Source organism: Kitasatospora sp. NPDC008115, assembly GCF_042957205.1.
In the GTDB taxonomy this organism is placed as follows: Bacteria; Actinomycetota; Actinomycetes; order Streptomycetales; family Streptomycetaceae; genus Kitasatospora.
Genome location: NZ_JBIBHU010000022.1, coordinates 62,425 through 86,120, shown reverse-complemented (window position 1 = coordinate 86,120; position 23,696 = coordinate 62,425). Strand labels below are relative to the sequence as shown.

19 protein-coding genes are annotated in these 23,696 nt (G+C 72.1%); 15 read left to right on the top strand and 4 right to left on the bottom strand.

The features are described from left to right. Positions 1–120 precede the first annotated feature (120 nt). The 13 genes from ACFZBX_RS25880 (at position 121) to ACFZBX_RS25820 (ending at position 16,095) form a co-directional block, all read left to right on the top strand. Positions 121–972 carry a hypothetical protein gene (locus ACFZBX_RS25880; protein WP_391536176.1) on the top strand — a complete coding sequence of 284 codons (852 nt, stop codon included), beginning with the start codon at positions 121–123 and terminating at the stop codon, positions 970–972. Positions 973–1,060: 88 nt separating this feature from the next. After that, on the top strand, positions 1,061–2,758 hold the full coding sequence (locus ACFZBX_RS25875) for a peptidoglycan-binding protein (protein WP_391536175.1): 1,698 nt from the start codon (positions 1,061–1,063) through the stop codon (positions 2,756–2,758). Next, on the top strand, positions 2,755–3,489 hold the full coding sequence (locus ACFZBX_RS25870; RefSeq protein WP_391536174.1) for an ABC transporter ATP-binding protein: 735 nt from the start codon (positions 2,755–2,757) through the stop codon (positions 3,487–3,489). The genes ACFZBX_RS25875 and ACFZBX_RS25870 overlap by 4 nt, the downstream gene beginning before the upstream one ends. After that, the gene (locus ACFZBX_RS25865; RefSeq protein ID WP_391536173.1) at positions 3,486–4,724 is read left to right on the top strand and encodes an ABC transporter permease; all 1,239 of its coding nucleotides are present in this window, start codon (positions 3,486–3,488) and stop codon (positions 4,722–4,724) included. The genes ACFZBX_RS25870 and ACFZBX_RS25865 overlap by 4 nt, the downstream gene beginning before the upstream one ends. A gap of 130 nt (positions 4,725–4,854) precedes the next feature. Continuing rightward, on the top strand, positions 4,855–5,628 hold the full coding sequence (locus ACFZBX_RS25860) for a hypothetical protein (RefSeq protein ID WP_391536172.1): 774 nt from the start codon (positions 4,855–4,857) through the stop codon (positions 5,626–5,628). A 144-nt stretch (positions 5,629–5,772) separates the two neighbouring features. Then, complete coding sequence (gene lysX / locus ACFZBX_RS25855) at positions 5,773–7,329, top strand: bifunctional lysylphosphatidylglycerol synthetase/lysine--tRNA ligase LysX (protein ID WP_391536171.1); 1,557 nt, start codon at positions 5,773–5,775, stop codon at positions 7,327–7,329. A gap of 4 nt (positions 7,330–7,333) precedes the next feature. Continuing rightward, a complete protein-coding gene (locus ACFZBX_RS25850; RefSeq protein WP_256463529.1) occupies positions 7,334–7,456 on the top strand; it encodes a hypothetical protein in 123 nt (40 codons plus the stop codon). 118 nt (positions 7,457–7,574) lie between these two features. Then, complete coding sequence (locus tag ACFZBX_RS25845) at positions 7,575–8,012, top strand: BlaI/MecI/CopY family transcriptional regulator (RefSeq protein ID WP_391536170.1); 438 nt, start codon at positions 7,575–7,577, stop codon at positions 8,010–8,012. A gap of 9 nt (positions 8,013–8,021) precedes the next feature. Continuing rightward, on the top strand, positions 8,022–8,558 hold the full coding sequence (locus ACFZBX_RS25840) for an amino-acid N-acetyltransferase (RefSeq protein ID WP_391536169.1): 537 nt from the start codon (positions 8,022–8,024) through the stop codon (positions 8,556–8,558). Between the two features lie 92 nt (positions 8,559–8,650). After that, positions 8,651–9,001: an Lsr2 family protein gene (locus ACFZBX_RS25835; protein WP_391536168.1), complete on the top strand. Its 351-nt coding sequence runs from the start codon at positions 8,651–8,653 to the stop codon at positions 8,999–9,001. A 585-nt stretch (positions 9,002–9,586) separates the two neighbouring features. Further along, entirely contained in the window at positions 9,587–12,106 is a 2,520-nt protein-coding gene (locus tag ACFZBX_RS25830) for an ATP-dependent Clp protease ATP-binding subunit (protein ID WP_391536167.1), read from the top strand. Between the two features lie 352 nt (positions 12,107–12,458). Beyond that, entirely contained in the window at positions 12,459–14,807 is a 2,349-nt protein-coding gene (locus ACFZBX_RS25825) for an immune inhibitor A domain-containing protein (RefSeq protein WP_391536166.1), read from the top strand. A 433-nt stretch (positions 14,808–15,240) separates the two neighbouring features. Continuing rightward, positions 15,241–16,095 carry a M23 family metallopeptidase gene (locus ACFZBX_RS25820; RefSeq protein ID WP_391536165.1) on the top strand — a complete coding sequence of 285 codons (855 nt, stop codon included), beginning with the start codon at positions 15,241–15,243 and terminating at the stop codon, positions 16,093–16,095. Positions 16,096–16,116: 21 nt separating this feature from the next. Here the strand turns inward: ACFZBX_RS25820 and ACFZBX_RS25815 are convergent, their stop codons facing one another. Next, positions 16,117–16,743, bottom strand: a complete 627-nt coding sequence (locus tag ACFZBX_RS25815) for a TetR/AcrR family transcriptional regulator (protein WP_391536164.1) — start codon at positions 16,741–16,743, stop codon at positions 16,117–16,119. A 256-nt stretch (positions 16,744–16,999) separates the two neighbouring features. Between ACFZBX_RS25815 and ACFZBX_RS25810 the strand changes: the two genes are divergently transcribed. Next, positions 17,000–18,673, top strand: coding sequence for an MDR family MFS transporter (locus ACFZBX_RS25810; RefSeq protein WP_391536163.1), 1,674 nt, complete (start codon positions 17,000–17,002; stop codon positions 18,671–18,673). Between the two features lie 79 nt (positions 18,674–18,752). On the opposite strand, the gene ACFZBX_RS25805 is transcribed toward ACFZBX_RS25810, so the two are convergent. After that, positions 18,753–19,691: an A/G-specific adenine glycosylase gene (locus ACFZBX_RS25805; protein ID WP_391536162.1), complete on the bottom strand. Its 939-nt coding sequence runs from the start codon at positions 19,689–19,691 to the stop codon at positions 18,753–18,755. Positions 19,692–19,873: 182 nt separating this feature from the next. On the opposite strand from ACFZBX_RS25805, the gene ACFZBX_RS25800 reads away from it, so the two are divergent. After that, a complete protein-coding gene (locus ACFZBX_RS25800; RefSeq protein WP_391536161.1) occupies positions 19,874–20,779 on the top strand; it encodes a hypothetical protein in 906 nt (301 codons plus the stop codon). Positions 20,780–20,896: 117 nt separating this feature from the next. Here ACFZBX_RS25800 and disA read toward each other — a convergent pair whose 3' ends face one another. Beyond that, positions 20,897–21,955, bottom strand: a complete 1,059-nt coding sequence (gene disA / locus ACFZBX_RS25795) for a DNA integrity scanning diadenylate cyclase DisA (RefSeq protein ID WP_344345239.1) — start codon at positions 21,953–21,955, stop codon at positions 20,897–20,899. Positions 21,956–22,142: 187 nt separating this feature from the next. Continuing rightward, entirely contained in the window at positions 22,143–23,642 is a 1,500-nt protein-coding gene (gene radA / locus ACFZBX_RS25790; protein WP_391536160.1) for a DNA repair protein RadA, read from the bottom strand. Positions 23,643–23,696 lie beyond the last annotated feature (54 nt).

Genomic DNA, 23,696 nt, shown 5'->3' with positions numbered 1-23,696 from the left:
GATGGTCGGTCAGACGGTCTTCATGACCGGACAGTTGAATCGATTCCGCGGAACGAGGGTGGGAGCGTGGCCGATTTCGGGCGGAGGCCCCGAGGGCGCCGGCGGGCACTGGTGCCGGCCATGGCGGCGATGACGGTGGCGCCGGCCGGGTGCTCCTCCGGCGGCTCCGGCGGGAGCCCCTCGGCCCCCGGGGCCGCCCCGCCCCCGTCGCAGGCCGCCACCGGGGCCGCGCGGGACGCGGGCCTGCCACTGGAGGCGGTGCGCCAGGAGGGCGCGGAAAGCCAGGCCGCCATCGAGAGCGCCCTGAACAAGATCGCCGCGAAGTGCGCACGGGAGCAGGGCCACCAGGTCACCGAACGTCCGCCGGTGACGGCCGAACAGGTCCTGGCCCGGCTCAAGGAGCAGGGCCCGGTCACGAACCCGTTCGCATGGCCGCCCGTCCAGGCGCTCAAGGACTTCGGCTACGCCGGCTCCGCCCACGGGCGGGACGCGAAACCGCCGGAGTCGGAGCAGCCCGTCGTCGCCGACTCGGCGGCGAGCGGCGCGCAGGCCGGGTGCGCCAAGGAGGCGGCGGCCCGGATCGCGGCGGCCGATCCGACCAAGGGCGCGGCCCGGGGCCGGGTGCGCGAGCTGACGGCGCAGGCGGAGCAGCAGACCGCCGCCGACCCCCGGCTGGTCGCGGCGCTCGCCCAGTGGTCGGGGTGCATGAAGCCGAGCGGCTGCCCGTACGCGAGCCCACTGGAGGCGGAGCGGCAGTTCGAGAAGGCCGTCGGAGTCGCCGGCGCCCAGGAGTTGGCGATCGCCCGCGCGGACGCCGGGTGCCGGACGAGCAGCCGGGTCGCGGACGTGTGGTTCCAGGTCCGCTCGCAGGTGGAACAGCGGCTGGTCGAGCAGAACGCCCAGGTACTGAAGGAGGCCGCCGACGCCGAGAAGCGGGTGGCCCAGGAGGCGAGCAGGGCCGCGGCCGGGTGAGTCGGGAGATCCGCCGACAACCCTGACGCGACATCAGGCAGTCTTGATAGTCGGACAGTTGGACAAATTTCCAGAACGAGGGTGGGTCGTGGCCGAGTTCGAGGGGTCGGACGTCACGCCGGAGGCGGCGGCGGACGACGAGGTGGGCGGCGGCGAGCGGGGGGTCCGGCGGCGCCGGCGGGCGCTGGTGCTGGTCATGGCGGCGGCGGTGGCGCTGGCCGGGGGCGGGGTCGCGGCGTCCACGATGATCAAATCGCCCGCGCAGGCGGCGGCGGACAGCGAACCGCCGGCGCCGGACGTGCTGACGGCGGCGGTGGAGAAGCGGGTGCTGACCGACTCGGTGGTGATCCGCGGCCAGGTGAGCGCCGGGCAGTCGGTGGACGTGGCGCCCGCCGGGGGGGGCGGCGCCACGGGGGCGAAGCCGGTGGTGACCAAGCTGCCGCTCAAGGTCGGCGACCAGGTGCAGGCCGGACAGTCGGTGCTGGAGGTGGCGGGCCGACCGGTGTTCGCGCTGCACGGCGACCTGCCGGTGTACCGGGACCTCAAGCCGGGCGCCACCGGGCAGGACGTCAAGCAGCTCCAGCAGGCCCTGAAGGAGCTGGGGTTCGGCTCGGACGGCGACGCCGAGGGCACCTACGGCACGGGCACCAAGGAGGCGGTGAAGAAGTTCTACGCCGCGCGCGGCTACGACCCGATGCCCGCCACACCCGACGGGGACGCCCAGGTGACCGCCGCCCAGGACGCGGTCACCGGCGGCGAGCGCGCGCTGGCGGACGCCAAGGACGCGCTGAAGCAGGCGAGGAAGCAGTACGACGACGCGGTGGCGGCCGCCCGGCAGCAGGAGCTGGCCCAGCAGCAGGCCCAGCAGCAACAGGCGCAGCAGAGCGCCGCACCGACCGCCGCACCGACCGGTGCGGCCACCGGCGGCCCCGCCGCCACCGCGCCGGCCCCCGTGGCGACGGCCGGCACCGGCCGGTCCGGCACCGCCGGCGGCACGGGCCCGGCGGCCCAGGCTGGGGAGAGCCCGGTGGACGCGGCCCGCACCGCCGTCGAGACCGCCCAGAAGCAGGTGACCCGGGCCACCGAGGACCTCGCCAAACTGCGGAAGAAGGTGACGGACGCGAAGGCCGCCGCCGGCCCGATGGTCCCGGCCGCCGAACTGCTGTTCCTCTCCGGCTTCCCGGCCCGGGTCGACGCGGTGGCCGGCCGGATCGGCGGCGAGGTCTCCGGCAAGGTGCTGACCGTCTCGGCCGGGGCACTGGTGGTCAAGGGCGGCCTGAGCATCTCCGACAAGGGCCTGGTGCACCCCGGGCAGACGGTGGAGATCCTCTCCGAGGTGACCGGCGTCAAGGCCGCCGGCAAGGTCGGCGCGGTGGCCGACACCCCGGGCGACGGCCAGCCGGCCGGAGCCGCGCCGGGTGCCGGCCAGGGCGGCCAGAACCCGGCCCCCGCCCAGGGCGCCGCCACGAACGGCTACCCGATGGTGGTCCAGCCGGACGCCCCGCTGGACCCGCGGCTGGCCGGCCAGGACGTCCGGCTGACCGTGCAGGCCGCCTCCTCGGCCGGCCCGGTGCTGGTCGTCCCGCTGTCGGCGGTCTCCGCGACGGCGGACGGCAGGACGGTGGTGACGGTGTACGAGAACGGGCAGCGCCGCCGGGTGGAGGTCACCCCGGGAACGGTCGGCGGCGGCAGCGCCGAGGTCCGGCCGCTGACCGAGAACACCCTCAAGGAGGGCGACCAGGTGATCGTCGGCGTCAAGGACGCCACCGGGGCGGGCGCCAAGTGAGCGAAGCGCCCGACGCGGCCGGCGCGACCGGCCCGGCCACCCCCGTCATCGAGTTCCGCCAGGTCGGCCTGACCTACCCGGGCCCGCCGCCGGTGGCCGCCCTCAAGCCGTGCGACCTGGCGGTCGCCGCCGGCGAGTACGTGACCGTGATCGGGCCTTCCGGCTCCGGGAAGTCCACCTTCCTGAACATCGCCGGCCTGCTGGACGCCCCCACCGCCGGCCACTACCTGCTGGACGGCATCGACACCGGCGCGCTCCCGGACGCCGACCGCACCGCGCTGCGCGGGCGCCGGATCGGCTTCGTCTTCCAGTCCTTCCACCTCCTCCCGCACCGCTCGGCGGCCGAGAACGTCGCCCTGGCGATGCTCTACACGGCCACCAGGGGCCGGCGCACCGCGGCCGAGCGGCGCGAGCTGGCCCGCGCGGCGCTGGTCCGGGTGGGCCTCGGCCACCGGCTGGACGCGCTGCCGACCCGGCTGTCCGGCGGCGAGCGGCAGCGGGTGGCGATCGCCCGGGCGCTGGTCGGCCGCCCGTCGCTGCTGCTCTGCGACGAGCCGACCGGCAACCTGGACACCGTCACCGCCGAATCGATCCTGGCCCTGCTGGACGAGCTGCACGCCCAGGGCCTGACGGTGCTGCTGATCACCCACGACCCGCAGGTGGCCGCCCGCGGCCGGCGGACGGTGGCGATCCGGGACGGCCTGCTGCGCGAGGAGGTGGCCGCGGCGTGAGGCCGACCCGCCGCCGGGACCGGGTGGTCGAGCCCTCCCGGTTCCCGCTGCGCGACCTGCTCTCCGAGGCGCTGGCCGGCGTGCTCCAGCGGCCCGCCCGCTCGGCGCTGACCGGCCTGGGCACCGTCCTCGGGGTGGGCACCTTCGTGGCCATCCTGGGGCTGACCGCGACCACCTCCTCACAGATCGACTCCCGGTTCAACGTGCTGAGCGCGACCGAGGTGAGCGTCGAGGACATCGGCGGCACCCGCCCGGAACTGGTGCCGCTCGCCTTCCCGGCCGACGCCGACGCCCGGATCGAGCGGCTGAACGGGGTCGAGGCGGCCGGCGTCTACTGGCCGGTGAACCAGGCCTCCGGGACGGTCCGGGCCGCGCCGGTGGGCCGGCAGGGCGGCGGCGAGCAGGTCTCGGTGGTGGCCGCCTCGGCCGGGGTGCTCACGGCCGCCGAGCCGCACCTGGTGCAGGGCCGCACCTTCGACCGCTGGCACGACTCCACCGCCCGGCAGGTGGCGGTGATCGGCGCGGCGCTGGCGTCCCGGCTGGGCATCACCACGCTGGACACCCAGCCTGCGATCTTCCTGGACGACAAGCCGTTCACGGTGATCGGGATCGTCGACGACGTGAAGCGCAAGCCGGACCTGCTGCTCTCGGTGACGGTGCCGCGCGGGGCCGCCGCCCGGCTCTGGGGCGAGCCGAGCCGCGACCGGGCCAAGATGATCATCTCGACCAGGATCGGCGCCGCTCAGCAGATCGCCGCCGAGGCCCCGCTCGCCCTGGACCCGGCGCACCCGGAGTACTTCAAGCCCGTCCCGCCGCCGGACCCGCGCACCCTGCGCTCCAACATCACCTCCGACCTCAACCAGTTGTTCCTGCTGCTGGCCGGGATCTGCCTGGTGATCGGCGCGGTCGGCATCGCCAACACCACCCTGGTCGCCGTCCTGGAGCGGACCGGCGAGATCGGCCTGCGCCGGGCGCTGGGCGCCCGCGGCCGCCACATCACCGGCCAGTTCCTCTCCGAATCGGCCTCGCTGGGGCTGATCGGCGGCCTGGTCGGCACCTCGCTGGGGGTGCTGACGGTGCTCGGCGTGGCGCTGGCCCGGGAGTGGACACCGGTGGTCGACCCGGCGACGGTGGCCGCCGCACCGGTGATCGGCCTGCTCACCGGGCTGCTGGCCGGGGTCTACCCGGCCTGGCGGGCGGCCCGGATCCAGCCCGCGGAGGCGCTGCGGCGCTGACCCCGCCACCGACCCCAGCCGTCCTGCGGGCGGGCCCCGGCGGCCCGCCCGCAGGACGTTCCCGGGGCAAACGTGGGGCGTCGGCGCGACGTTACCGACAAATCGGATATTCCTCACGTAGTGTCAACCCATGCCTACGCCACACGGATCGCGCGGCGGCATGGCCTTCAGCGCCGACGAAGTCCGCGTGCTGCGCCGCGCCCTCGCCCAAGCCCTGCACCCCGCCGTCCCCGTCCACCTCCAGCTCCCCGGCCTGCCGCCGCACGCCGACGGCGCCGCGCTGTGGGCCGAGGACGTCCAGGACGCGCTGCGCCTGACCGAGGCGATCGACGAGGCCGTCCAGGAGGGCGGCCGGCTGCGTGCCTTCCTCCTCGCCGACCTCGCCCGCTACCGGGCCGCGCTGCCCGGCAGCGCCAGCGGCTACCTGGAACGGCTGGAGGAGGCGGTGGCCGACGGCTACCTCCCCGGGCCCGAGGACCTCACCGCGCTGCGCGGACTGAGCCGCCAGCCCTGCGGCCAGGGCGAGCGCTCCCGCCGCTCCCGGCTGGCCGGGCGCTGCCACGCGCTGGCCGAGGCCGCCGTCCGCGAGCGGCTCGCCCTCACCACCGGCCAGCGCCACCTCGTCGCCGTACCGAGCCCCGCCGCACCCCCGAGCAGCACCTCCCCCGCCTTTACCGGCCCCATCCCCGTTGGCCCCCCTGTTGGAGGACGGATCCCGATGAGCAGCACCGAGCCCCCCGTCGAGCAGTCCGCCGACCCGCGCGCACCGCAGGGCCGCAAGCCCGTCCGGCCGCACCGGATGCCCACCCCCGCCGAGCTGTTCGGCCGCCGCCCCAAGCCGCCGGCCGGTACGCCCGCACCGCCCGCGCCCGAGGACGTCGAGCTGGCCACCGGCACCGGCTGAGCCCGCCCGCCACCGCCTCCCGGGGAGGCCGCGCCGGATCCGTCCGCCGCGGCCTCCCCGGTTCCGTTTCCGGCGGTCCCGCCGCACCACCCCGCACGGCAATCCCGTGGCGGAGCACCGGCCGCGGCTGGCTACCCTGGTGGGGTGAGCGATCAGAGCCCTATCCCCGCGACCGACGACCTTCCCGAGCAGATGCGCGTCCGGCGCGAGAAGCTGGACCGGCTCCGGGCCGCCGGCGTCGACCCCTACCCGGTCGGCTTCCCCAGGACCAGCACCATCGCCGACCTCCGGGCCAAGCACCCGGACCTCGCCCCGGACACCGCGACCGGTGAGCGGGCCGGCATCACCGGCCGGGTGATCCTCTCCCGCACCGGCGGCAAGCTCTGCTTCGCCACCCTGCGCGACGGCTCCGGCGACCTCCAGGTGATGCTCTCCCTGGACAAGCTGGGCGAGGAGCGGCTGGCGGCCTGGAAGTCCGACATCGACCTCGGCGACCAGGTCGGCGTCGAGGGCGAGGTGATCACCTCCCGGCGCGGCGAGCTGTCGGTGATGGTGGACCGCTGGGAGCTCACCGCCAAGTGCCTGCGCCCGCTGCCCGACAAGCACAAGGGCCTGACCGACCCGGAGGCCCGGGTCCGCCAGCGGTACGTCGACCTGATCGTCAACCCCGAGGCCCGCGAGATCCTCCACCTGCGCTCCAAGGTGGTCCGCTCGATCCGCCGCACCTACGAGGAGCGCGGCTACATCGAGGTCGAGACCCCGATGCTGCAGCCGGTGCACGGCGGCGCCAACGCGCGGCCCTTCAAGACCCACATCAACGCGTACGACATCGACCTCTACATGCGGATCGCCCCCGAGCTGTACCTCAAGCGGCTGGTGGTCGGCGGCGCGGAGAAGGTCTTCGAGATCAACCGCAACTTCCGCAACGAGGGCGCGGACTCCACCCACAACCCGGAGTTCACCTCGCTGGAGTCCTACGAGGCCTACGGCGACTACGACACCCAGGCCGAGCTGATCCGGGCCACCATCATCAACGCCGCCCGCGACGCGCTGGGCACCACGGTGATCAAGGGTCTGGACCCGCACGGCGTCGAGCACGAGATCGACCTGGCCGAGCCCTGGGACGAGGTCGCCGTCTACCCGGGCGTCTCCGCCCGCCTGGGCGTCGAGGTCACCCCGGAGACCTCCGTCGAGGAGCTGCGCAAGCTGGCCGCCGAGCACGGCATCCCCTTCGAGAAGGAGTGGGGCCACGGCCAGATCGTGCTGGAGATGGTGGAGCGCCTGCTGGAGGAGAACGCCGTCCGGCCGACCTTCATCAAGGACTACCCGACCGAGGTCTCCCCGCTGACCCGCGGGCACCGCTCGATCCCGGGCGTGGCCGAGAAGTGGGACCTGGTGATCTTCGGCACCGAGATCGGCACCGCCTACTCCGAGCTGGTCGACCCGGTCGAGCAGCGCGCCCGCCTCACCGCGCAGTCCCTGCTCGCGGCCGGCGGCGACGTCGAGGCGATGCAGGTCGACGAGGACTTCCTGCGGGCCCTGGAGTACGCGATGCCGCCCACCGGCGGCCTCGGACTCGGGGTGGACCGCCTGATCATGCTGCTCACCGGCAAGAACATCCGGGAGACCGTGCTCTTCCCGCTGGTGAAGCCGGAGCCCAAGGCGTCCGCCGGTGCGGCGGAGAAGACCGAGGAGGAGTGACCTGATGGACTATGTCAGCGCGATCGTCCCGCCGCTGGTCATGGCGATCGGCTTCGGCTTCCTGGTGCGGGCCATCATCCGCAGCCAGGGCGGGGCCCAGAAGGCCAAGGAGGACCTGGTCGACTGACCCCGTCAGCCGCCCGTGAACACCGCGCGCCGCCATTCCCGGATTCCGGGGTGGCGGCGCGCCGGTTTGGCGGCACTTCACAAGATTTGCCCCATTCACTCCCTATCCTGGCCGCACTATGGTCCGGCAACTCGGCGAACTTGAGAACGCCATCATGACCCGGGTGTGGCAGTGGAACCGACCGGTCACGGTTCGCGAGGTTCTCCTGGATCTGCGGTCGGAACGCGATATCGCCTACACCACGGTGATGACCGTCCTGGACAAGCTGCACAGAAAGGGCTGGCTCCGCCGGGAGCGCGCGGGGCGGGCCTATCGATATGAACCGGTCTCCTCCCGCGAGGCGTACACCGCGGCGCTGATGAACGACGCGTGGGCCACCAGCGACAATCCCGCGGCGGCCCTGGTGCACTTCTTCGGCCTGATGTCGCCGGAGCAACGGGATGCGCTGCGGGACGCCTTGCGGGTGGCCGCTCCGTCCCCGTCCGATCCGGCCGCCCCGGATTCCCCGGAGAGCGGACCGGATACCGGGGAGACCCGCTCGGGGCCGGCACGATAACGTCCCGGCATGGAGGTCACCATCCGCCGGGCGCGGACCATGGACGTACGGGCCGTGCGCGGGCTCATCGACGCCTACGCGCGTGACGGGATTCTGCTCGACAAGCCCACCGTCACACTGTTCGAATCGGTGCAGGAGTTCTGGGTCGCGGAACGCGACGACGACGGGACGGTGGTCGCCTGCGGCGCGCTGCACGTCATGTGGGAGGACCTCGCCGAGGTCCGCACCCTCGCCGTCGACCGGTCCTGCCGGGGCCACGGGGTCGGACACCTGCTGCTGGAGAAGCTGCTGCAGACCGCCCGCTGGCTCGGCGTCCGTCGGATTTTCTGCTTGACGTTCGAGGTCGCCTTCTTCGCGAAACACGGTTTCGTGGAGATCGGTGAGCTCCAGGAAACCGATGATGGTACGACAGACCCGGCGGCGATCGCTACGGATGTCTATGAAGAACTTCTCCGCTCGTACGATGAAGGTGTCGCCGAGTTCCTCGACCTGGAGCGGGTGAAGCCCAACACACTGGGCAACTCGCGCATGCTGCTGCACCTGTGAGCCGCCCCCGGACCGGCCAGGGGTTTGTGTTTTCCGGGAAAAGGCGCTTTCCTTTCCTTAGGCAATGGGTCGTTTAGCGGAAAGGGAAGCCCGTGGCACAGAGGGTGCAGGTCATTCTTGAAGACGATCTCGACGGCGGGTCGGCGGACGAGACGGTCACGTTCGCGCTCGACGGCGTTGCCTACGAGATCGACCTGAAGAGCGCCAACGCGGACAAGCTCCGCGGTCTGCTGGCGCCGTACGTGGAGAAGGGGCGCAAGCAGAGCGGCCGCCTCGCCGGCACCCGCCGCGCCGGCCGCAGCTCCGCCCCGCGTCCGTCCGGCAGCGTCCCGGACACCGCCAAGATCCGCGCGTGGGCGAAGGAGCAGGGCCTGGAGGTCAACGACCGCGGCCGCGTTCCCAGCAACGTGCGCGAGGCCTACGAGAAGGCCAACGCGTCCTGAACCGGGCGACGCCCGGCCGTCCGGACGGGTGCGGGGTCCCGGGCGGCGCTTGAGGCGTCCGCGACACACGCGCGGGGCGCGGAGGGGACCCCTCCGCGCCCCGCGGCGCACACCGTCACGGCCTGTGCAACGCTGTAAGGGCGAAGCGGCGACGCGGACGCACCGGAACGGCGCACCGGCCCCGCCGCGGCTGATCCACCGTCAGCGGCGGTCCGACTTCTCGCCAGGCGAACACCGCCACCGCGGAAACTGCGCGAGAACCACCCCGATACCGGGTATGAATGCAGAGGGACGGGGTCCGTGACTCCGCCCGGGGCAGGACGCGTGACCGGTCGGACACCCACCGGCAGCGTCGCGGCGGAGGTTGTTCGCCGATGGCGTAGCGGTATCCGGTGCATCCGGCCCGCGGGCGGGAACACCGTCTTCCAGCATCGGGTTGGGATTGGTGTCGGCTGGTCGCGCAGCATGTCGCTCCCCTTCGAGGGAGTGAATCCGTGGGCCGCGCCGCTGAGCGGGACTAGCATGCGGAAGGACAGGGCGGGGACGGACCCCGAACTGCCCGACCGCTCTGAGGAGCGATAAACGATGTTCGAGAGGTTCACCGACCGCGCGCGGCGGGTTGTCGTCCTGGCTCAGGAAGAAGCCCGGATGCTCAACCACAACTACATCGGCACCGAGCACATCCTCCTGGGTCTGATCCACGAGGGTGAGGGTGTCGCCGCTAAGGCCCTGGAGAGCCTCGGGATTTCTCTTGAGGCCGTTCGCCAGCAGGTCGAGGAGATCATCGGCCAGGGCCAGCAGGCCCCGTCCGGTCACATCCCCTTCACCCCCCGGGCGAAGAAGGTCCTGGAGCTGTCGCTCCGCGAGGCCCTGCAGCTCGGCCACAACTACATCGGCACCGAGCACATCCTGCTCGGCCTGATCCGCGAGGGCGAGGGCGTCGCCGCCCAGGTCCTGGTGAAGCTGGGCGCCGACCTCAACCGGGTCCGCCAGCAGGTCATCCAGCTGCTCTCCGGCTACCAGACCCCCGGCGGCAAGGAGTCGGCCACGGCCGGCGGGCCCGCCGAGGGCACCCCGTCGACCTCGCTGGTCCTCGACCAGTTCGGCCGCAACCTCACCCAGGCCGCCCGCGAGGCCAAGCTCGACCCGGTCATCGGGCGCGAGAAGGAGATCGAGCGGGTCATGCAGGTGCTGTCCCGCCGCACCAAGAACAACCCGGTGCTGATCGGTGAGCCCGGCGTCGGCAAGACCGCCGTCGTCGAGGGCCTGGCCCAGGCGATCGTCAAGGGCGAGGTCCCGGAGACGCTCAAGGACAAGCAGCTCTACACGCTGGACCTGGGCGCCCTGGTGGCCGGCTCCCGCTACCGCGGTGACTTCGAGGAGCGCCTGAAGAAGGTCCTCAAGGAGATCCGCACCCGCGGCGACATCATCCTGTTCATCGACGAGCTGCACACCCTGGTCGGCGCGGGCGCCGCCGAGGGCGCCATCGACGCCGCCTCGATCCTCAAGCCGATGCTGGCCCGCGGCGAGCTGCAGACCATCGGTGCCACCACGCTCGACGAGTACCGCAAGCACCTGGAGAAGGACGCCGCGCTGGAGCGCCGCTTCCAGCCGATCCAGGTCGCCGAGCCGTCGCTGCCGCACACCATCGAGATCCTCAAGGGCCTGCGCGACCGCTACGAGGCCCACCACCGGGTCTCCATCACGGACGCCGCCCTGGTCGCCGCCGCCACCCTGGCCGACCGGTACATCTCGGACCGCTTCCTGCCGGACAAGGCCATCGACCTGATCGACGAGGCCGGCTCCCGGATGCGCATCCGCCGGATGACCGCGCCGCCGGACCTGCGCGAGTTCGACGAGAAGATCGCCGACGTGCGCCGCGAGAAGGAGAGCGCGATCGACGCGCAGGACTTCGAGAAGGCCGCGTCCCTGCGCGACGACGAGAAGCAGCTCCTCCAGGCCAAGGCCAAGCGCGAGAAGGAGTGGAAGGCCGGCGACATGGACGTCGTCGCGGAGGTGGACGAGGAGCTCATCGCCGAGGTTCTGGCCACCGCCACCGGCATCCCGGTCTTCAAGCTGACCGAGGAGGAGACCTCCCGGCTGCTGCGCATGGAGGACGAGCTGCACAAGCGCGTCATCGGCCAGAAGGACGCCATCAAGGCGCTCTCCCAGGCCATCCGGCGCACCCGTGCGGGCCTCAAGGACCCGAAGCGCCCCGGCGGCTCGTTCATCTTCGCCGGCCCGTCCGGCGTCGGTAAGACCGAGCTGTCCAAGACTCTCGCCGAGTTCCTCTTCGGCGACGAGGACGCGCTGATCGCCCTCGACATGTCGGAGTTCTCGGAGAAGCACACCGTCTCCCGGCTCTTCGGCTCGCCCCCCGGCTACGTCGGCTACGAGGAGGGCGGCCAGCTCACCGAGAAGGTGCGCCGCAAGCCGTTCTCCGTCGTCCTCTTCGACGAGGTCGAGAAGGCCCACCCGGACATCTTCAACTCGCTGCTGCAGATCCTGGAGGACGGCCGCCTGACCGACTCCCAGGGCCGCGTGGTCGACTTCAAGAACACCGTCATCATCATGACGACCAACCTCGGCACCCGGGACATCTCCAAGGGCTTCAACCTGGGCTTCGCGGCCCAGGGCGACAGCCAGACCGGCTACGAGCGGATGAAGGCGAAGGTCGGCGAGGAGCTCAAGCAGCACTTCCGCCCCGAGTTCCTGAACCGTGTCGACGACATCGTCGTCTTCCACCAGCTGTCCGAGGACGACATCATCCAGATCGTCGACCTGATGATCGACAAGGTGGACGAGCGGCTCAAGGACAAGGACATGGGCCTGGAGCTCAGCGTCGAGGCCAAGAAGCTGCTGGCCAAGCGCGGCTACGACCCGATCCTGGGCGCCCGGCCGCTGCGCCGGACCATCCAGCGCGAGATCGAGGACCACCTCTCCGAGAAGATCCTCTTCGGCGAGCTGCGGGCCGGCCACATCGTGGTCGTCGGTGTCGAGGGCGAGGGCAAGGAAGCGAAGTTCACCTTCCGCGGCGAGGAGAAGTCCGCGGTCGCGGACACCCCGGCCGCCGTCGCCTCACCGGGTCCGGACCTGACGAAGTAGCAACATTTAACAGATAACAGCAAACGGTTTGGGCCCCCGGCGTTCGCGCCGGGGGCCCAAACCGTTTTCCGCACCTCTGCCGAAGCTGTGACCCGGCCCACGAAGGGGCAGCTCGGGGGCCGCATAGGGGGCCGGTGCGGGTGCGATCGAAGCTGCGGTCATCTTTAATACCAATGTTGTTGACGGTGCGTCAGTTGATACGAAGTTGCGGAGGATAGCGCTGTGGCCATGTCACGGTCAAGGTCTATCTTTTCCGTCCACGCTTGGATCAAATGACGTCCACCTGTCTTTCATTGGTTTACCGGAAGGCCAAGAGCCGGACCGGTTTGGGGAGGACGTCACAACGTTGAAGATGACCAGGAAAGCCGCTTCGGTCGCCTCGGCCGTAGCGGTCATAGCCGCGCTCGGCGCGGGGATGCTCCCGGGCACGGCCGTCGCCGCCGGTGCCGCCCCCGCTCCGCAGGACCCGGCCGACGCCGTCCTGACCAGCACCGAACACAACCTGCCCGGCCCGCTGACCGAGAAGGTCGAGGCCGAGTCGAAGGCCGCCACCGAGCAGCTGCTCGCCGGCACCGCCAAGATCGAGCAGCACGGCGGCAGCTCCAGCATCAAGCTGGGCAAGAACAAGTACGTCGAGCTCGCCCGTGAGCGCACGGACAAGATCTTCACCATCCTGGTGGAGTTCGGTGACGAGGTGGACAACACCACGACGACGCCGGACGGCAAGATCAAGTACGGCGGCACCCCCGGTCCGCAGCGCAACCAGATCGAGAAGCCGGACCCGGCGACCAACAACTCGACCATCTGGCAGTCCGACTACAACCGGCAGCACTACCAGGACCTGTACTTCAGCAAGACCCAGGACTCGCTGAAGACCTACTACGAGAAGCAGTCCTCGGGCCGCTACTCGGTGGACGGCCAGGTCACCGACTGGGTGAAGGTCAAGTACAACGAGGCCCGCTACGGCTCGGACTACTGCGGCCAGCACGTCTGCGCCAACGCGCAGGACCTGATCCGCGACGCGATCGACACCTGGGTCGCCGACCAGAAGGCCAAGGGCCAGACGGACGAGCAGATCAAGGCCGCCATCGCGCAGTACGACCTGTGGGACCGGTACGACTTCAACCAGAACGGCAACTTCAACGAGCCGGACGGTTACATCGACCACTTCCAGATCGTGCACGCCGGTGAGGACCAGTCCGCCGGCGGCGGCAAGCAGGGTACTGACGCCCTGTGGGCCCACCGCTCGTACGTCTACGGCACCGGCGCCGGCACCACCGGCCCGGCCGGCAACAAGCTGGGCGGCACCCCGGTCGGCGGCACCGGCGTCTGGGTCGGCGACTACACCATGCAGCCCGAGAACGGCGGCCTCGGTGTCTTCGCCCACGAGTACGGCCACGACCTCGGTCTGCCGGACCTCTACGACACCTCCGGCAGCGGCATCGACAACTCGGTCGGCTTCTGGTCGCTGATGTCCTCCGGTTCCTGGCTGGGCGAGGGCAAGAACTCGATCGGCGACATGCCGAACGACCTCGACGCCTGGAGCAAGCTCAAGCTCGGCTGGCTGAAGTTCGACAAGGCCAAGGCCGGCACCGAGTCGACCCACCACATCGGCCCGGCGGAGTACAACAGCAGGCTCCCCCAGGCGCTGGTCGTCGACCTGCCGAAGAAGGCCGTCACCACCACCATCAACAAGCCCTTCGCGGGTGCCAACGAGTGGTGGAGCGGCAGCGCGGACGACCTGAACGTCTCGCTGACCCGTGACGTCGACCTGACCGGCAAGACCAAGGCCACCCTGTCGGCCAAGGCCTGGTACGACATCGAGCAGGACTTCGACTACGGCTACGCCGAGGTCTCCACCGACGGCGGCACCAACTGGAAGGCCCTTGAGGGCACCTTCAACGGCGTCGCGCTGCCGAAGGACCCCTCGGGCAACGCCTCGCTGTCCGGCAACTCCGGCGGCAACTGGGGCGACCTCGCCCTCCCGCTGGACGCCTACGCCGGCCAGGCCGTCAAGGTCCGCTTCCGCTACGTCACCGACGGCGGCCTGCACCTCAAGGGCCTGGCCCTGGACGAGCTCGCGGTGACCGCCGACGGCGCCACCGTCTTCACCGACGGCGCCGAGAACGGCGACAACGGCTGGACCGCCAAGGGCTTCTCGCGGACCACCGGGTCGTTCACCAACGACTACAACCAGTACTACATCGCGGAGAACCGCCAGTACGTCTCGTACGACCGCACCCTCAAGGTCGGCCCGTACAACTTCGGTTTCGCCGACAAGCCGCTCTGGGTCGAGCACTACCCGTACCAGCCGGGTCTGCTGATCTGGTACTGGGACGAGTCGCAGAGTGACAACAACGTCACCAACCACCCGGGCCAGGGCCTGATCCTGCCGGTCGACTCGCACCCGACCCCGCTGAAGTGGAAGGACGGCACGCTGATGCGCCCGCGCATCAACGGCTACGACTCCACCTTCGGCTCGCGCAAGACCGACAGCCTGACCCTGCACCGCGCCGGTGTCGAGACGGTCGTCCCGAAGGCCAAGGGCGTCGACGAGTTCTCCGACCTGAAGTCCTACTGGTCGAAGGACAACCCGTACAGCAGCGTCATCGTCCCGAAGACGGGCACCAGCATCGAGGTCGAGAACGAGTCCTCGAACTACCTGGAGACCTGGATCCGGGTCCGCCCGGTCGACAACTGATCGACCGCGCTCTGACGCCTGGTCCCTGACCGGGCACCGCTGAGCCGATCCGGCCCGCTCCCGCATCCGCGGGGGCGGGCCGGATTCCTTTGCGTCCGGGCGGTCGCGGGCGAAGGCGGGCGGTTCCGGGCGGTCGCGGGCCGTTCAAACCCGCGCTCCGGGTGGTGCTGCTCACAACCCCCGACAGGGGTACGAGCGGGCGTAGTAGCCCGCCCGGGTGACGCCCACCGGCCGTCGCCCCATGAACGGACGATCCGACCGCATGATCGTTACTCCGTCGGTTTGAATTCCCGGCGCGATGATGACTACACGCCGTAGTACGTCACACGGTTTGGGACTCCGCTCGGTGACGGTTACACCTGAGTGGTCCCCCGCTCAGCAGCCCGACCGGGCTCAGCGTGCCGTCCCCGTACGTTCGTGAGGTCCGAGCTCCATGCCTTCCGTCCCGCCTCTGGGGCCGGCCCTGTGCCGGCTCGCCGACTCCTTCCTCCGGCAGACCGGCCGCAACCACTCCACCACCGCCGCCGCGGCCGGCGCGGCCGTGCTGACCGGTGCCCTGCTGCTGGCCGCCTCCGGCAGCGCCTCGGCGCAGACGGTCTCCCCGACCACCCCCGGCAGCTCGGCGTTCACCGCGCAGCAGCACGGGGCGGCGCGCACGTCGTCGCTGGTCGAGGTCGCGGGCCCGAGCCCGTACACGCTGCCGTCCGAGCAGGCCTCGGCCCAGGAGTACGTCGCGGTCGCGGCCAACCTGACGGCGCCGCCCGCCGAGCCCGCGCCCGCCCCGGAGCCCGCTCCCGCGCCCGCCCCCGAGCCGGCGCCCGAACCGGCTCCCGCCCCCGCACCGGAGCCCGCGCCCGCCCCGGCCCCGGCCCCGGCCCCCCAGTGGTCCGCCCCGGTCCCGGGCGCGCCGACCAGCAACCCGTACGGCGTGCGCAACGCCCACTACGCCGCCGGCTACCACACCGGTGTGGACTTCGCGGTCCCCACCGGCACACGACTGCTCGCGGTCGGCAACGCCACCGTGGTGTCGGCCGGCTGGGACGGCGCGTACGGCAAGGAGGTCGTGCTGCGGCTGGCGGACGGCCGGTACGCCCAGTACGCCCACATGTCGTCGATCTCGGTGTCGGCGGGCCAGCGCGTGGCGGCCGGGCAGCAGATCGGCCGCTCCGGCAACACCGGCAACTCGACCGGCCCGCACCTGCACTTCGAGATCCGCTCCGCCAACCAGTACGGCGCGGTGATCAACCCGATCGCCTACCTGTCCGCGCGCGGGGTCACCGACTTCTGATCCCCCGTCCGGTCCGGCCGCTCAGTCCGTCGGCGCGGGTCTGCCGATCAGCCGGCAGATCTCCAGCGCGACGTGCTGGGCGGCCTCGACCGCCTGCTCCCGGGTGGCCTCCGCGACCGGCGGCCAGTCGACCGCGCACTCGGGGTCGGGCCGCTGGTCCTGGTGCAGCAGGAAGAGCGCCGAGTTGACGGTGAACAGGGACATCGCCGCGCGCAGCCGGTCCTCGAAGCTCGCCTCCGGACCGTGCATCAGCCGGACCAGCGCGATCATGCTGTCCCGGAACTCCCGCCCGGCCGCCAGGTCGCGCAGTGCCGGCTGGTTCTCCTGGAAGAAGCGGAGCAGCGGCGCCCGCTCGGACATCCCGGCCGCGAACCGGCGGATCAGCTCGTCGCGCACCTCGGGCGTCCAGGTCTGCTCGCGCCCCCAGGCGATCAGCTCGTGGATCGGGGCGGCCGTGGCCGCCACGATGCCCTGGACGATGTCCTCCTTGGTCTTGAAGTGGTAGTAGAGCGCGGCCTTGGTGACGCCCAGCCGGTCGGCGATCTCCCGCAGCGAGGTGCGCTCGTAGCCGTGCTCGGAGAAGAGCTCCAGGGCGACGGCGACGATGCGCGCCCGGGTGTCGCTACGGGGGCCGTGCGTGGTGCCCATCGCCTGCCTCTGACTGCGTCGTGGTCCGTGTACCCGCGGCGGCCGACGGCCGGCGCGGCGCGGCGGCGGACACCTGTGCGGCAACCGCCCCTGCGTTCATTGTTCCTGCCCGGGGAGCCCGCCGGAAAACTGGCTTGACGACCGGCTAGTAAACAACCTACCGTGCCGACGGTCCACAAACTAGCCGGGCGACAAGTAAGGAGGCCGTCGCAGGCCGCACCGGTCGCCCGACGCCCTGCCCGGGAGACTCCCACCCATGTCACATCCCAAGGCCGACACCGGCTCCCCCGAGAAGAAACCGGCCGAGGACGAGGCGCCCCGCTCGGCCCGTGAGATCCGCCTGGTCATGATCGGCCTGGTGATCACCATGCTGCTCGCGATGCTCGACGGCCTGATCGTCGGCACCGCGATGCCGACCATCGTCGGCGAGCTCGGCGGCGCCGAGCACCTGTCGTGGGTGGTCACCTCGTACACCCTGGCCACCGCCGCCTCCACCCCGATCTGGGGCAAGCTCGGCGACCTCTACGGCCGCAAGGGCACCTTCCTCACCTCGATCGTGATCTTCCTGGCGGGCTCGGCGCTCTCCGGCCTCTCCCGGGACATGACCGAGCTCATCGGCTTCCGCGCCCTCCAGGGCCTGGGCGCCGGCGGCCTGATGGTCGGCGTGATGTCGATCATGGGTGCGCTCGTCCCGCCGCGTGACCGCGGCAAGTACCAGGGCATGTTCGCCGCGGTGATGGCCCTCGCCACCATCGGCGGCCCGCTGGTCGGCGGCTTCATCACCGACCACCTGAACTGGCGCTGGACCTTCTACATCAACCTGCCGCTGGGCGCCCTCGCGCTCGCCGTCGTGGTCGTCACGCTGAAGCTGCCGAAGGTCCGCAGCAAGGCCAGGATCGACTACCTCGGCGCGCTGCTGCTCACCACCGGCATCACCGCGCTCACCCTGATCACCACCTGGGGCGGGCAGGAGTACGCCTGGGGCTCGAAGCAGATCCTCGGCCTGACCGCGCTGGCCGCGGCCACCCTGATCGGCTTCTGCTACGTCGAGCAGCGGGTCCAGGAGCCGATGCTGCCGCTGTCGCTGTTCAAGAACCTCAACTTCACCCTGGTCTCGATCATCGGCTTCGTGGTCGGCTTCGTGATGTTCGGCTCGACCGTCTTCCTGCCGCTCTACCAGCAGACCGTGCAGGGCGCCTCGGCGACCAACTCCGGCCTGCTGCTGATGCCGATGATGTTCGGCATGCTGGTGATCTCCCTGGTGGTCGGCCAGGCGGTGACCAGGACCGGCAAGTACCGGATCTACCCGATCATCGGCACCGTCGTGATGACGGCCGGCCTGCTGCTGCTCTCCACCCTCTCCACCGACACCTCGGGCTTCGCCTCCGCCTGCTGGATGGTGGTGCTCGGTGCCGGCATGGGCTTCCTGATGCAGATCACCATGCTGGTCGCGCAGAACAGCGTCGAGCTCAAGGACATGGGCGTGGCCAGCTCCACCGCCACCCTGTTCCGCACCATCGGCGGCTCGTTCGGCGTGGCGCTGTTCGGCGCGCTGTTCAACAGCCGGGTCACCGAGACCATGGAGGAGCGGCTCGGTTCGGCCGCCGGGGCGGGCGGCTCGCAGGGCGGCGACCCGGCGCAGCTGAGCCCGGCCGCGCTCAAGGCGCTGCCGGAGCCGGTCCAGGACGCCTACCACCACGCGGTGGCCAACGGCATGCACACCGTGTTCCTGTGGGGCGCCGCCGTCGCGGTGATCGCGGTCGCCGCCGCGGTCTTCATGCGCGAGGTGCCGCTGCGCGGGGCCGGCGGCCCGCCGGCCGGCGGCGAAGGCGGCGAGGCGGCCGAGGCCGACCAGGGCGGCAAGGGCGGCAAGGGCCGCAAGAGCCGGAAGGGCGCCGCGACGGGCAACATCGAGGCCGTCGCGCTCTGACGCCGGACCTCGACCGGGCCCCCGTTCGCCGCACCGGCGGACGGGGGCCCTCGTGTGTGTCCGGGCCCGGCTGGTGCGCCTACTGAGGCAGCCGGTAGACGCCCTGCTCGACCGGTTCGACCAGGCCGTCGGCGACCAGTCCGTCCAGCGCGCGGGCACGCTGCACGGCGTCCGGCCAGACCGCGTCGAGCCGGGCCTGCGGCACCTCGCCGTGCGCCTCGCGGAGCACCGCGAGCAGCTTGCCGCGCACCTGCCGGTCGGTGCCCTCGTAGGACTGGCCGCGCCGGGCCGGGCCCTCGTACGGCGGGCAGCCGGCCCGCTGCCAGGCGCAGGAGGTGAACAGCGGGCAGTCCCCGCACTCGGGCCCGCGGGCCGTGCAGACCAGCGCGCCCAGCTCCATCACGGCCACCGCCCAGGTGGCGGCCGTCCGGGCGGCGTCGGGCAGCAGCGCGGTCGCGGTGCGCCGCTCGGCCGCCGTGGTGGCCTGCGCCGGGTACTCCACTCCGGTCACGGCGCGGGCGAACACCCGGCGGACGTTGGTGTCCAGCACCACGTGCCGCTGGCGGAAGGCGAAGGAGGCCACGGCCGCCGCGGTGTACTCGCCGACGCCGGGCAGCGAGAGCAGCGTCGCGTGGTCGTCCGGGACCTTGCCGTCGTGTTCCTCGGTGATCGCCACGGCGGCGCCGTGCAAGCGCAGCGCCCGGCGCGGGTAGCCCAGCCGGCCCCACATCCGGACGGCCTCGCCGGGCGCCTCGGCGGCCAGGTCGGCCGGGGTGGGCCAGCGCTCCATCCAGGCCTCCCAGGCCGGCAGGACGCGCTTGACCGGGGTCTGCTGGAGCATGAACTCGCTGACCATCACGGCCCAGGGCGAGGCGTCCGGGGTGCGCCAGGGGAGGTCGCGGGCATTGGCGTCGTACCAGTCGAGGACGGTCGCGTGCAGGACGGGCAGCGGCAGCGCGAGCTCCGGCCCTTCGGCCGGGGTCTCGGGGGCGGCGGGGGTGATGGTGTTGGCAGCCATGGCCCTTCGATCCTCCCACGCCCGGGTCGGGAGCCGAATCGGATCATGAGGTTCCGGTTCGGAGCGCAAATCACCCCATTCGGCCTCCCTCGAACGGCGCAAATGGCGGATCATGTGAAGGAAGGGGTGACTGTGCGGTGTTGGTGCGTCAAGGGGCACACACTGTCTCGTAGAGTTTGGGCGTGCCCTCTCTGCGTCAACCCGTAGGACCGCTGCCGGCCTCGATCTACTGGCGTCGGCGCATCGTCGTGCTCGTCGCCGTCGTCGCGGTCGCCGCCCTCGTCATCTGGCTGATGACCGATCAGGGCGGGGGTGACGACGGCCCGAAGGACAAGGCCGCGCAGGCCGCACCGACCCAGTCGCAGAGCCAGACACCCGCCCAGACGATCACCCCGGGCGCCTCGCCGACCGGGCCGGCCAACAACTCCCGGCCCGGCAGCGGCAGCACCGGCGGCAGCGCCTCCGGTGGCGCGGCGGGCGGCTCCGGCGGCGGCGAGGTCAGCGTGAGCACCGGCGGCACGACCGGCGGCGCCAACCCGGCCCCCGGGACCGGCGGGGCGGCGGCGGGCGGCGCGGCGGCCGGTGGCGGCGCGAACCCGGCGCCCGCGACCGGTGGCGGCTCCGGCGGTGGCGGCACCGGCGGCCCGCCCCCGGCGAACACCCCCGAGGTCATGGCCCTGCCGGTCTGCGTCTCCTCGCAGGTCACCCTCAACCTGGCCGGCGCCCAGAACGCCTACCAGCCCAAGGACAAGCCCAAGCTGGCGCTGACCATCAACAACTCCTCCGGCACCACCTGCCGGGTGGACCTGGGCCGGACCGCCTCGGCGATCACCGTCACCGCCAGCAACGGCGAGCGCATCTGGTCCTCCGGCGACTGCCCGTCCGACAAGAACAGCAGCTGGGTCCAGCTCCCCGCCAACGGCGGGCTGACCGAGACCTTCACCTGGGACCGGGTCCGCAGCAAGCCGCAGTGCGCCACCGCCGACGCGGCGCCCGCCCCGGCCGGCACCTACCTGGTGGTCGCCGACCTCACCGGCCTCTCAGGCGGCCAGGCCTCGGCCCGCTCCTCGATCCGCCTGGAGAACTGAGCAGCCCTCAGGACGCCTCCCGGCAGTACGGCACCGCAGCAGGAAGCCCGGACCACCGCTCAGGTGGTCCGGGCTTCGGCGTCTGCGAGGGGGCGGGCGGCGAGCGCCGGGCCCGGGTCAGACGTAGCGTTCGAGGATGGACGATTCGGCAAGCCGGGACAGGCCCTCGCGGACCGAACGGGCCCGGGTCTCGCCGACGCCCTCGACCGTCTGCAGATCGTCGATGCTCGCGGCCAGCAGCTTCTGCAGGCCGCCGAAGTGCTCCACCAGCCGCTCTATCACGGTGTTGGGCAGCCGCGGGATCTTGGCCAGCAGCCGGTAGCCGCGCGGCGAGACCGCCGAGTCCAGCGACTCCGGCGAGCCCGAGTAGCCGAGCGCCTTGGCCACCGTCTGCAGGTCGAGCAGCTCGGCATGGGTCAGCGCCTCCAGGTCGGCCAGCACCTCGGTGACGGTCCGGCCCTTCTTGGCGGCGCGCTCCGGGAAGTAGTCCCGGGCCACCAGCTCGCGCTCCGGCTCCACGCCCGCGATCAGCTCGTCCAGCTGGAGCGAGAGCAGCCGGCCGTCGATGCCGAGCTCCAGCACGTAGCCGGCGATCTCGGTGGCGATCAGCCGGACCATCTCCAGCCGCTGCGCGACGGCGGTGACGTCCCGGACCGTCACCAGGTCCTCGATCTCCAGGGCGGAGAGCGTGCCGGCCACCTCGTCCAGGCGCAGCTTGTAGCGCTCCAGGGTGGCCAGCGCCTGGTTGGCGCGGGACAGCACGGTGGTGGAGTCCTCCAGCACCCGGCGGGTGCCGTTGACGTACATGGCGATCAGCCGCATCGAGTGCGAGACCGCGACCACCGGGAAACCGGTCTGCCGGTTGACCCGCTCGGCGGTGCGGTGCCGGGTGCCGGTCTCGTCGGTCGGGATGGTGGAGTCCGGCATCAGGTGGACGCCGGCCCGGACGATCTTGGTGATGTCCTTGTCCAGCACCACGGCGCCGTCCAGCTTGCACAGCTCGCGCAGCCGGGTCGCGGTGAACTCGACGTCGAGCACGAAGCCGCCGGTACAGAGCGATTCGACCGTCTTGTCGAAGCCGAGCACGATCAGGCCGCCGGTGTTGGCCCGGAGCACCCGCTCCAGGCCGTCGCGCAGCGCGGTGCCGGGGGCGATGGCGGTGAGGGAGGCCCGCAGCAGGGCCTCCTCGCGGGAGGACTTGTCCGCCCGGTCGCTGGCTGCCACGTGACTCCTCCGTCGACCCCGTACCGCGTGCCCTCGCGCGGGGCGCCGGCCTGCGGTCTGTTGCTCTGTCGCTTAGTACTGCCTTATCACCAATGAGACAGGGGAAGTCTAACTGCGTGCGGCAACGACAGGGCTTGGGTCAGCGCAGTTCGTCGGAGTCGAGCGGCTCCCAGCCCTCCATGACCTCCTCCGGATAGGCCGTCGGCCGGGGCGCGCGGGGCGCCGGCGGCGCCGACGGGGCCTCACTCTTCGGCTTGGCGGCGGCCCGGCGGCGGCCCGGGATCGCCCGCAGCGCCTCACCGATGTCCGCCACCTCGACGACCTTCATGCCCGGCGGGACCTTGCCCGGGTCCGGCGGGACGAGCGCGTGGGTGAAGCCCAGCCGGTGCGCCTCGGCCAGCCGCCGCTGCACACCCGTCACCCGCCGCACCTCACCCGCCAGGCCGACCTCGCCGATCGCCACCAGGTTGCTGGGCAGCGGGGTGTCGGAGGAGGAGCTGGCCACCGCGAGCGCCACCGCGAGGTCCGCCGAGGGCTCGGAGAGCTTCACCCCACCGACGGTCGCGGTGTAGATGTCCTGCTTGCCCAGCTTCACCCCGCCATGACGCTCGACCACGGCCAGGATCATCGCGATCCTGGGCGACTCCAGACCGGAGGTGGTCCGGCGCGGCGAGGGGATCTGGGAATCCACCATCAGTGCCTGCACCTCGGCAACCAGCGGCCGCTTGCCCTCCAGGGTCACGGTCAGGCAGGTGCCCGGCACGGGCTTGTCACGCCTGGTCAGGAAGAGGCCGGACGGGTCGGCCAGGCCCTCGATGCCCTCGTCGTGCAGCTCGAAGCAGCCGACCTCGTCGGTCGCGCCGTACCGGTTCTTGACCCCGCGGATGATCCGCAGCCGGGCGTGGCGGTCCCCCTCGAAACTCAGCACCACGTCCACCAGGTGCTCCAGCAGGCGGGGGCCGGCGATCTGGCCGTCCTTGGTGACGTGGCCGACCAGCAGGGTGGCCATGCCGCGGTCCTTGGAGGCGCGGATCAGCGCGCCCGCCACCTCGCGGACCTGGGCCGGGCCGCCGGGCGCGCCGTCCAGCTCGGCGGAGGCGATGGTCTGCACCGAGTCCAGGATCAGCAGGCCGGGGCCGACCGCCTCGATGTGGCCGAGGACGGCACCGAGGTCGGACTCGGCGGCCAGGTAGAGGTGGTCGGAGAGCGCGTTGATCCGGTCGGCGCGCAGCCGGACCTGGCTGGCCGACTCCTCGCCGGTCACGTAGAGGGTGCGGTGCTGCGGGCCGGCCGCCTTGGCGGCGACGTCCAGCAGCAGGGTGGACTTGCCGACGCCGGGCTCGCCCGCCAGCAGCACCACGGCGCCCGGGACCAGGCCGCCGCCGAGCACCCGGTCCAGCTCGGGCACGCCGGTGGAGCGCGCCGTCGCCACCTGGCCGTCCACCTGGGCGATCGGGCGGGCGGGTGCGCTGACCGGGCCGGCGGCGGTGGTGCGGATCGGCACCGCGCCGTACTCCTCGACCGTGCCCCAGGCGTTGCACTCCGGGCAGCGGCCGACCCACTTGGGCAGCTGGTTGCCGCACTCGGTGCAGCGGTACGCCGGGCGCGGCTTGGCGGTGGTCTTGGTACGGGCAGCCATGCGGTCACCGTAGCGCCTGGGTACGACAGCGCGGGGCGGTCGCGTCGCGACGGG

Bases quoted from the DNA above. Each gene is read 5' to 3' on its own strand.
- ACFZBX_RS25860 (WP_391536172.1), top strand. From the start codon at position 4,855: ATGCCTACGCCACACGGATCGCGCGGCGGCATGGCCTTCAGCGCCGAC.
- radA (WP_391536160.1), bottom strand. From the start codon at position 23,642: ATGGCTGCCCGTACCAAGACCACCGCCAAGCCGCGCCCGGCGTACCGC.
- ACFZBX_RS25820 (WP_391536165.1), top strand. From the start codon at position 15,241: ATGCCTTCCGTCCCGCCTCTGGGGCCGGCCCTGTGCCGGCTCGCCGAC.
- ACFZBX_RS25840 (WP_391536169.1), top strand. From the start codon at position 8,022: ATGGAGGTCACCATCCGCCGGGCGCGGACCATGGACGTACGGGCCGTG.
- ACFZBX_RS25830 (WP_391536167.1), top strand. From the start codon at position 9,587: ATGTTCGAGAGGTTCACCGACCGCGCGCGGCGGGTTGTCGTCCTGGCT.
- ACFZBX_RS25810 (WP_391536163.1), top strand. From the start codon at position 17,000: ATGTCACATCCCAAGGCCGACACCGGCTCCCCCGAGAAGAAACCGGCC.
- ACFZBX_RS25850 (WP_256463529.1), top strand. From the start codon at position 7,334: ATGGACTATGTCAGCGCGATCGTCCCGCCGCTGGTCATGGCGATCGGC.
- ACFZBX_RS25845 (WP_391536170.1), top strand. From the start codon at position 7,575: ATGGTCCGGCAACTCGGCGAACTTGAGAACGCCATCATGACCCGGGTG.
- ACFZBX_RS25805 (WP_391536162.1), bottom strand. From the start codon at position 19,691: ATGGCTGCCAACACCATCACCCCCGCCGCCCCCGAGACCCCGGCCGAA.
- ACFZBX_RS25815 (WP_391536164.1), bottom strand. From the start codon at position 16,743: ATGGGCACCACGCACGGCCCCCGTAGCGACACCCGGGCGCGCATCGTC.
- ACFZBX_RS25825 (WP_391536166.1), top strand. From the start codon at position 12,459: ATGACCAGGAAAGCCGCTTCGGTCGCCTCGGCCGTAGCGGTCATAGCC.
- ACFZBX_RS25880 (WP_391536176.1), top strand. From the start codon at position 121: ATGGCGGCGATGACGGTGGCGCCGGCCGGGTGCTCCTCCGGCGGCTCC.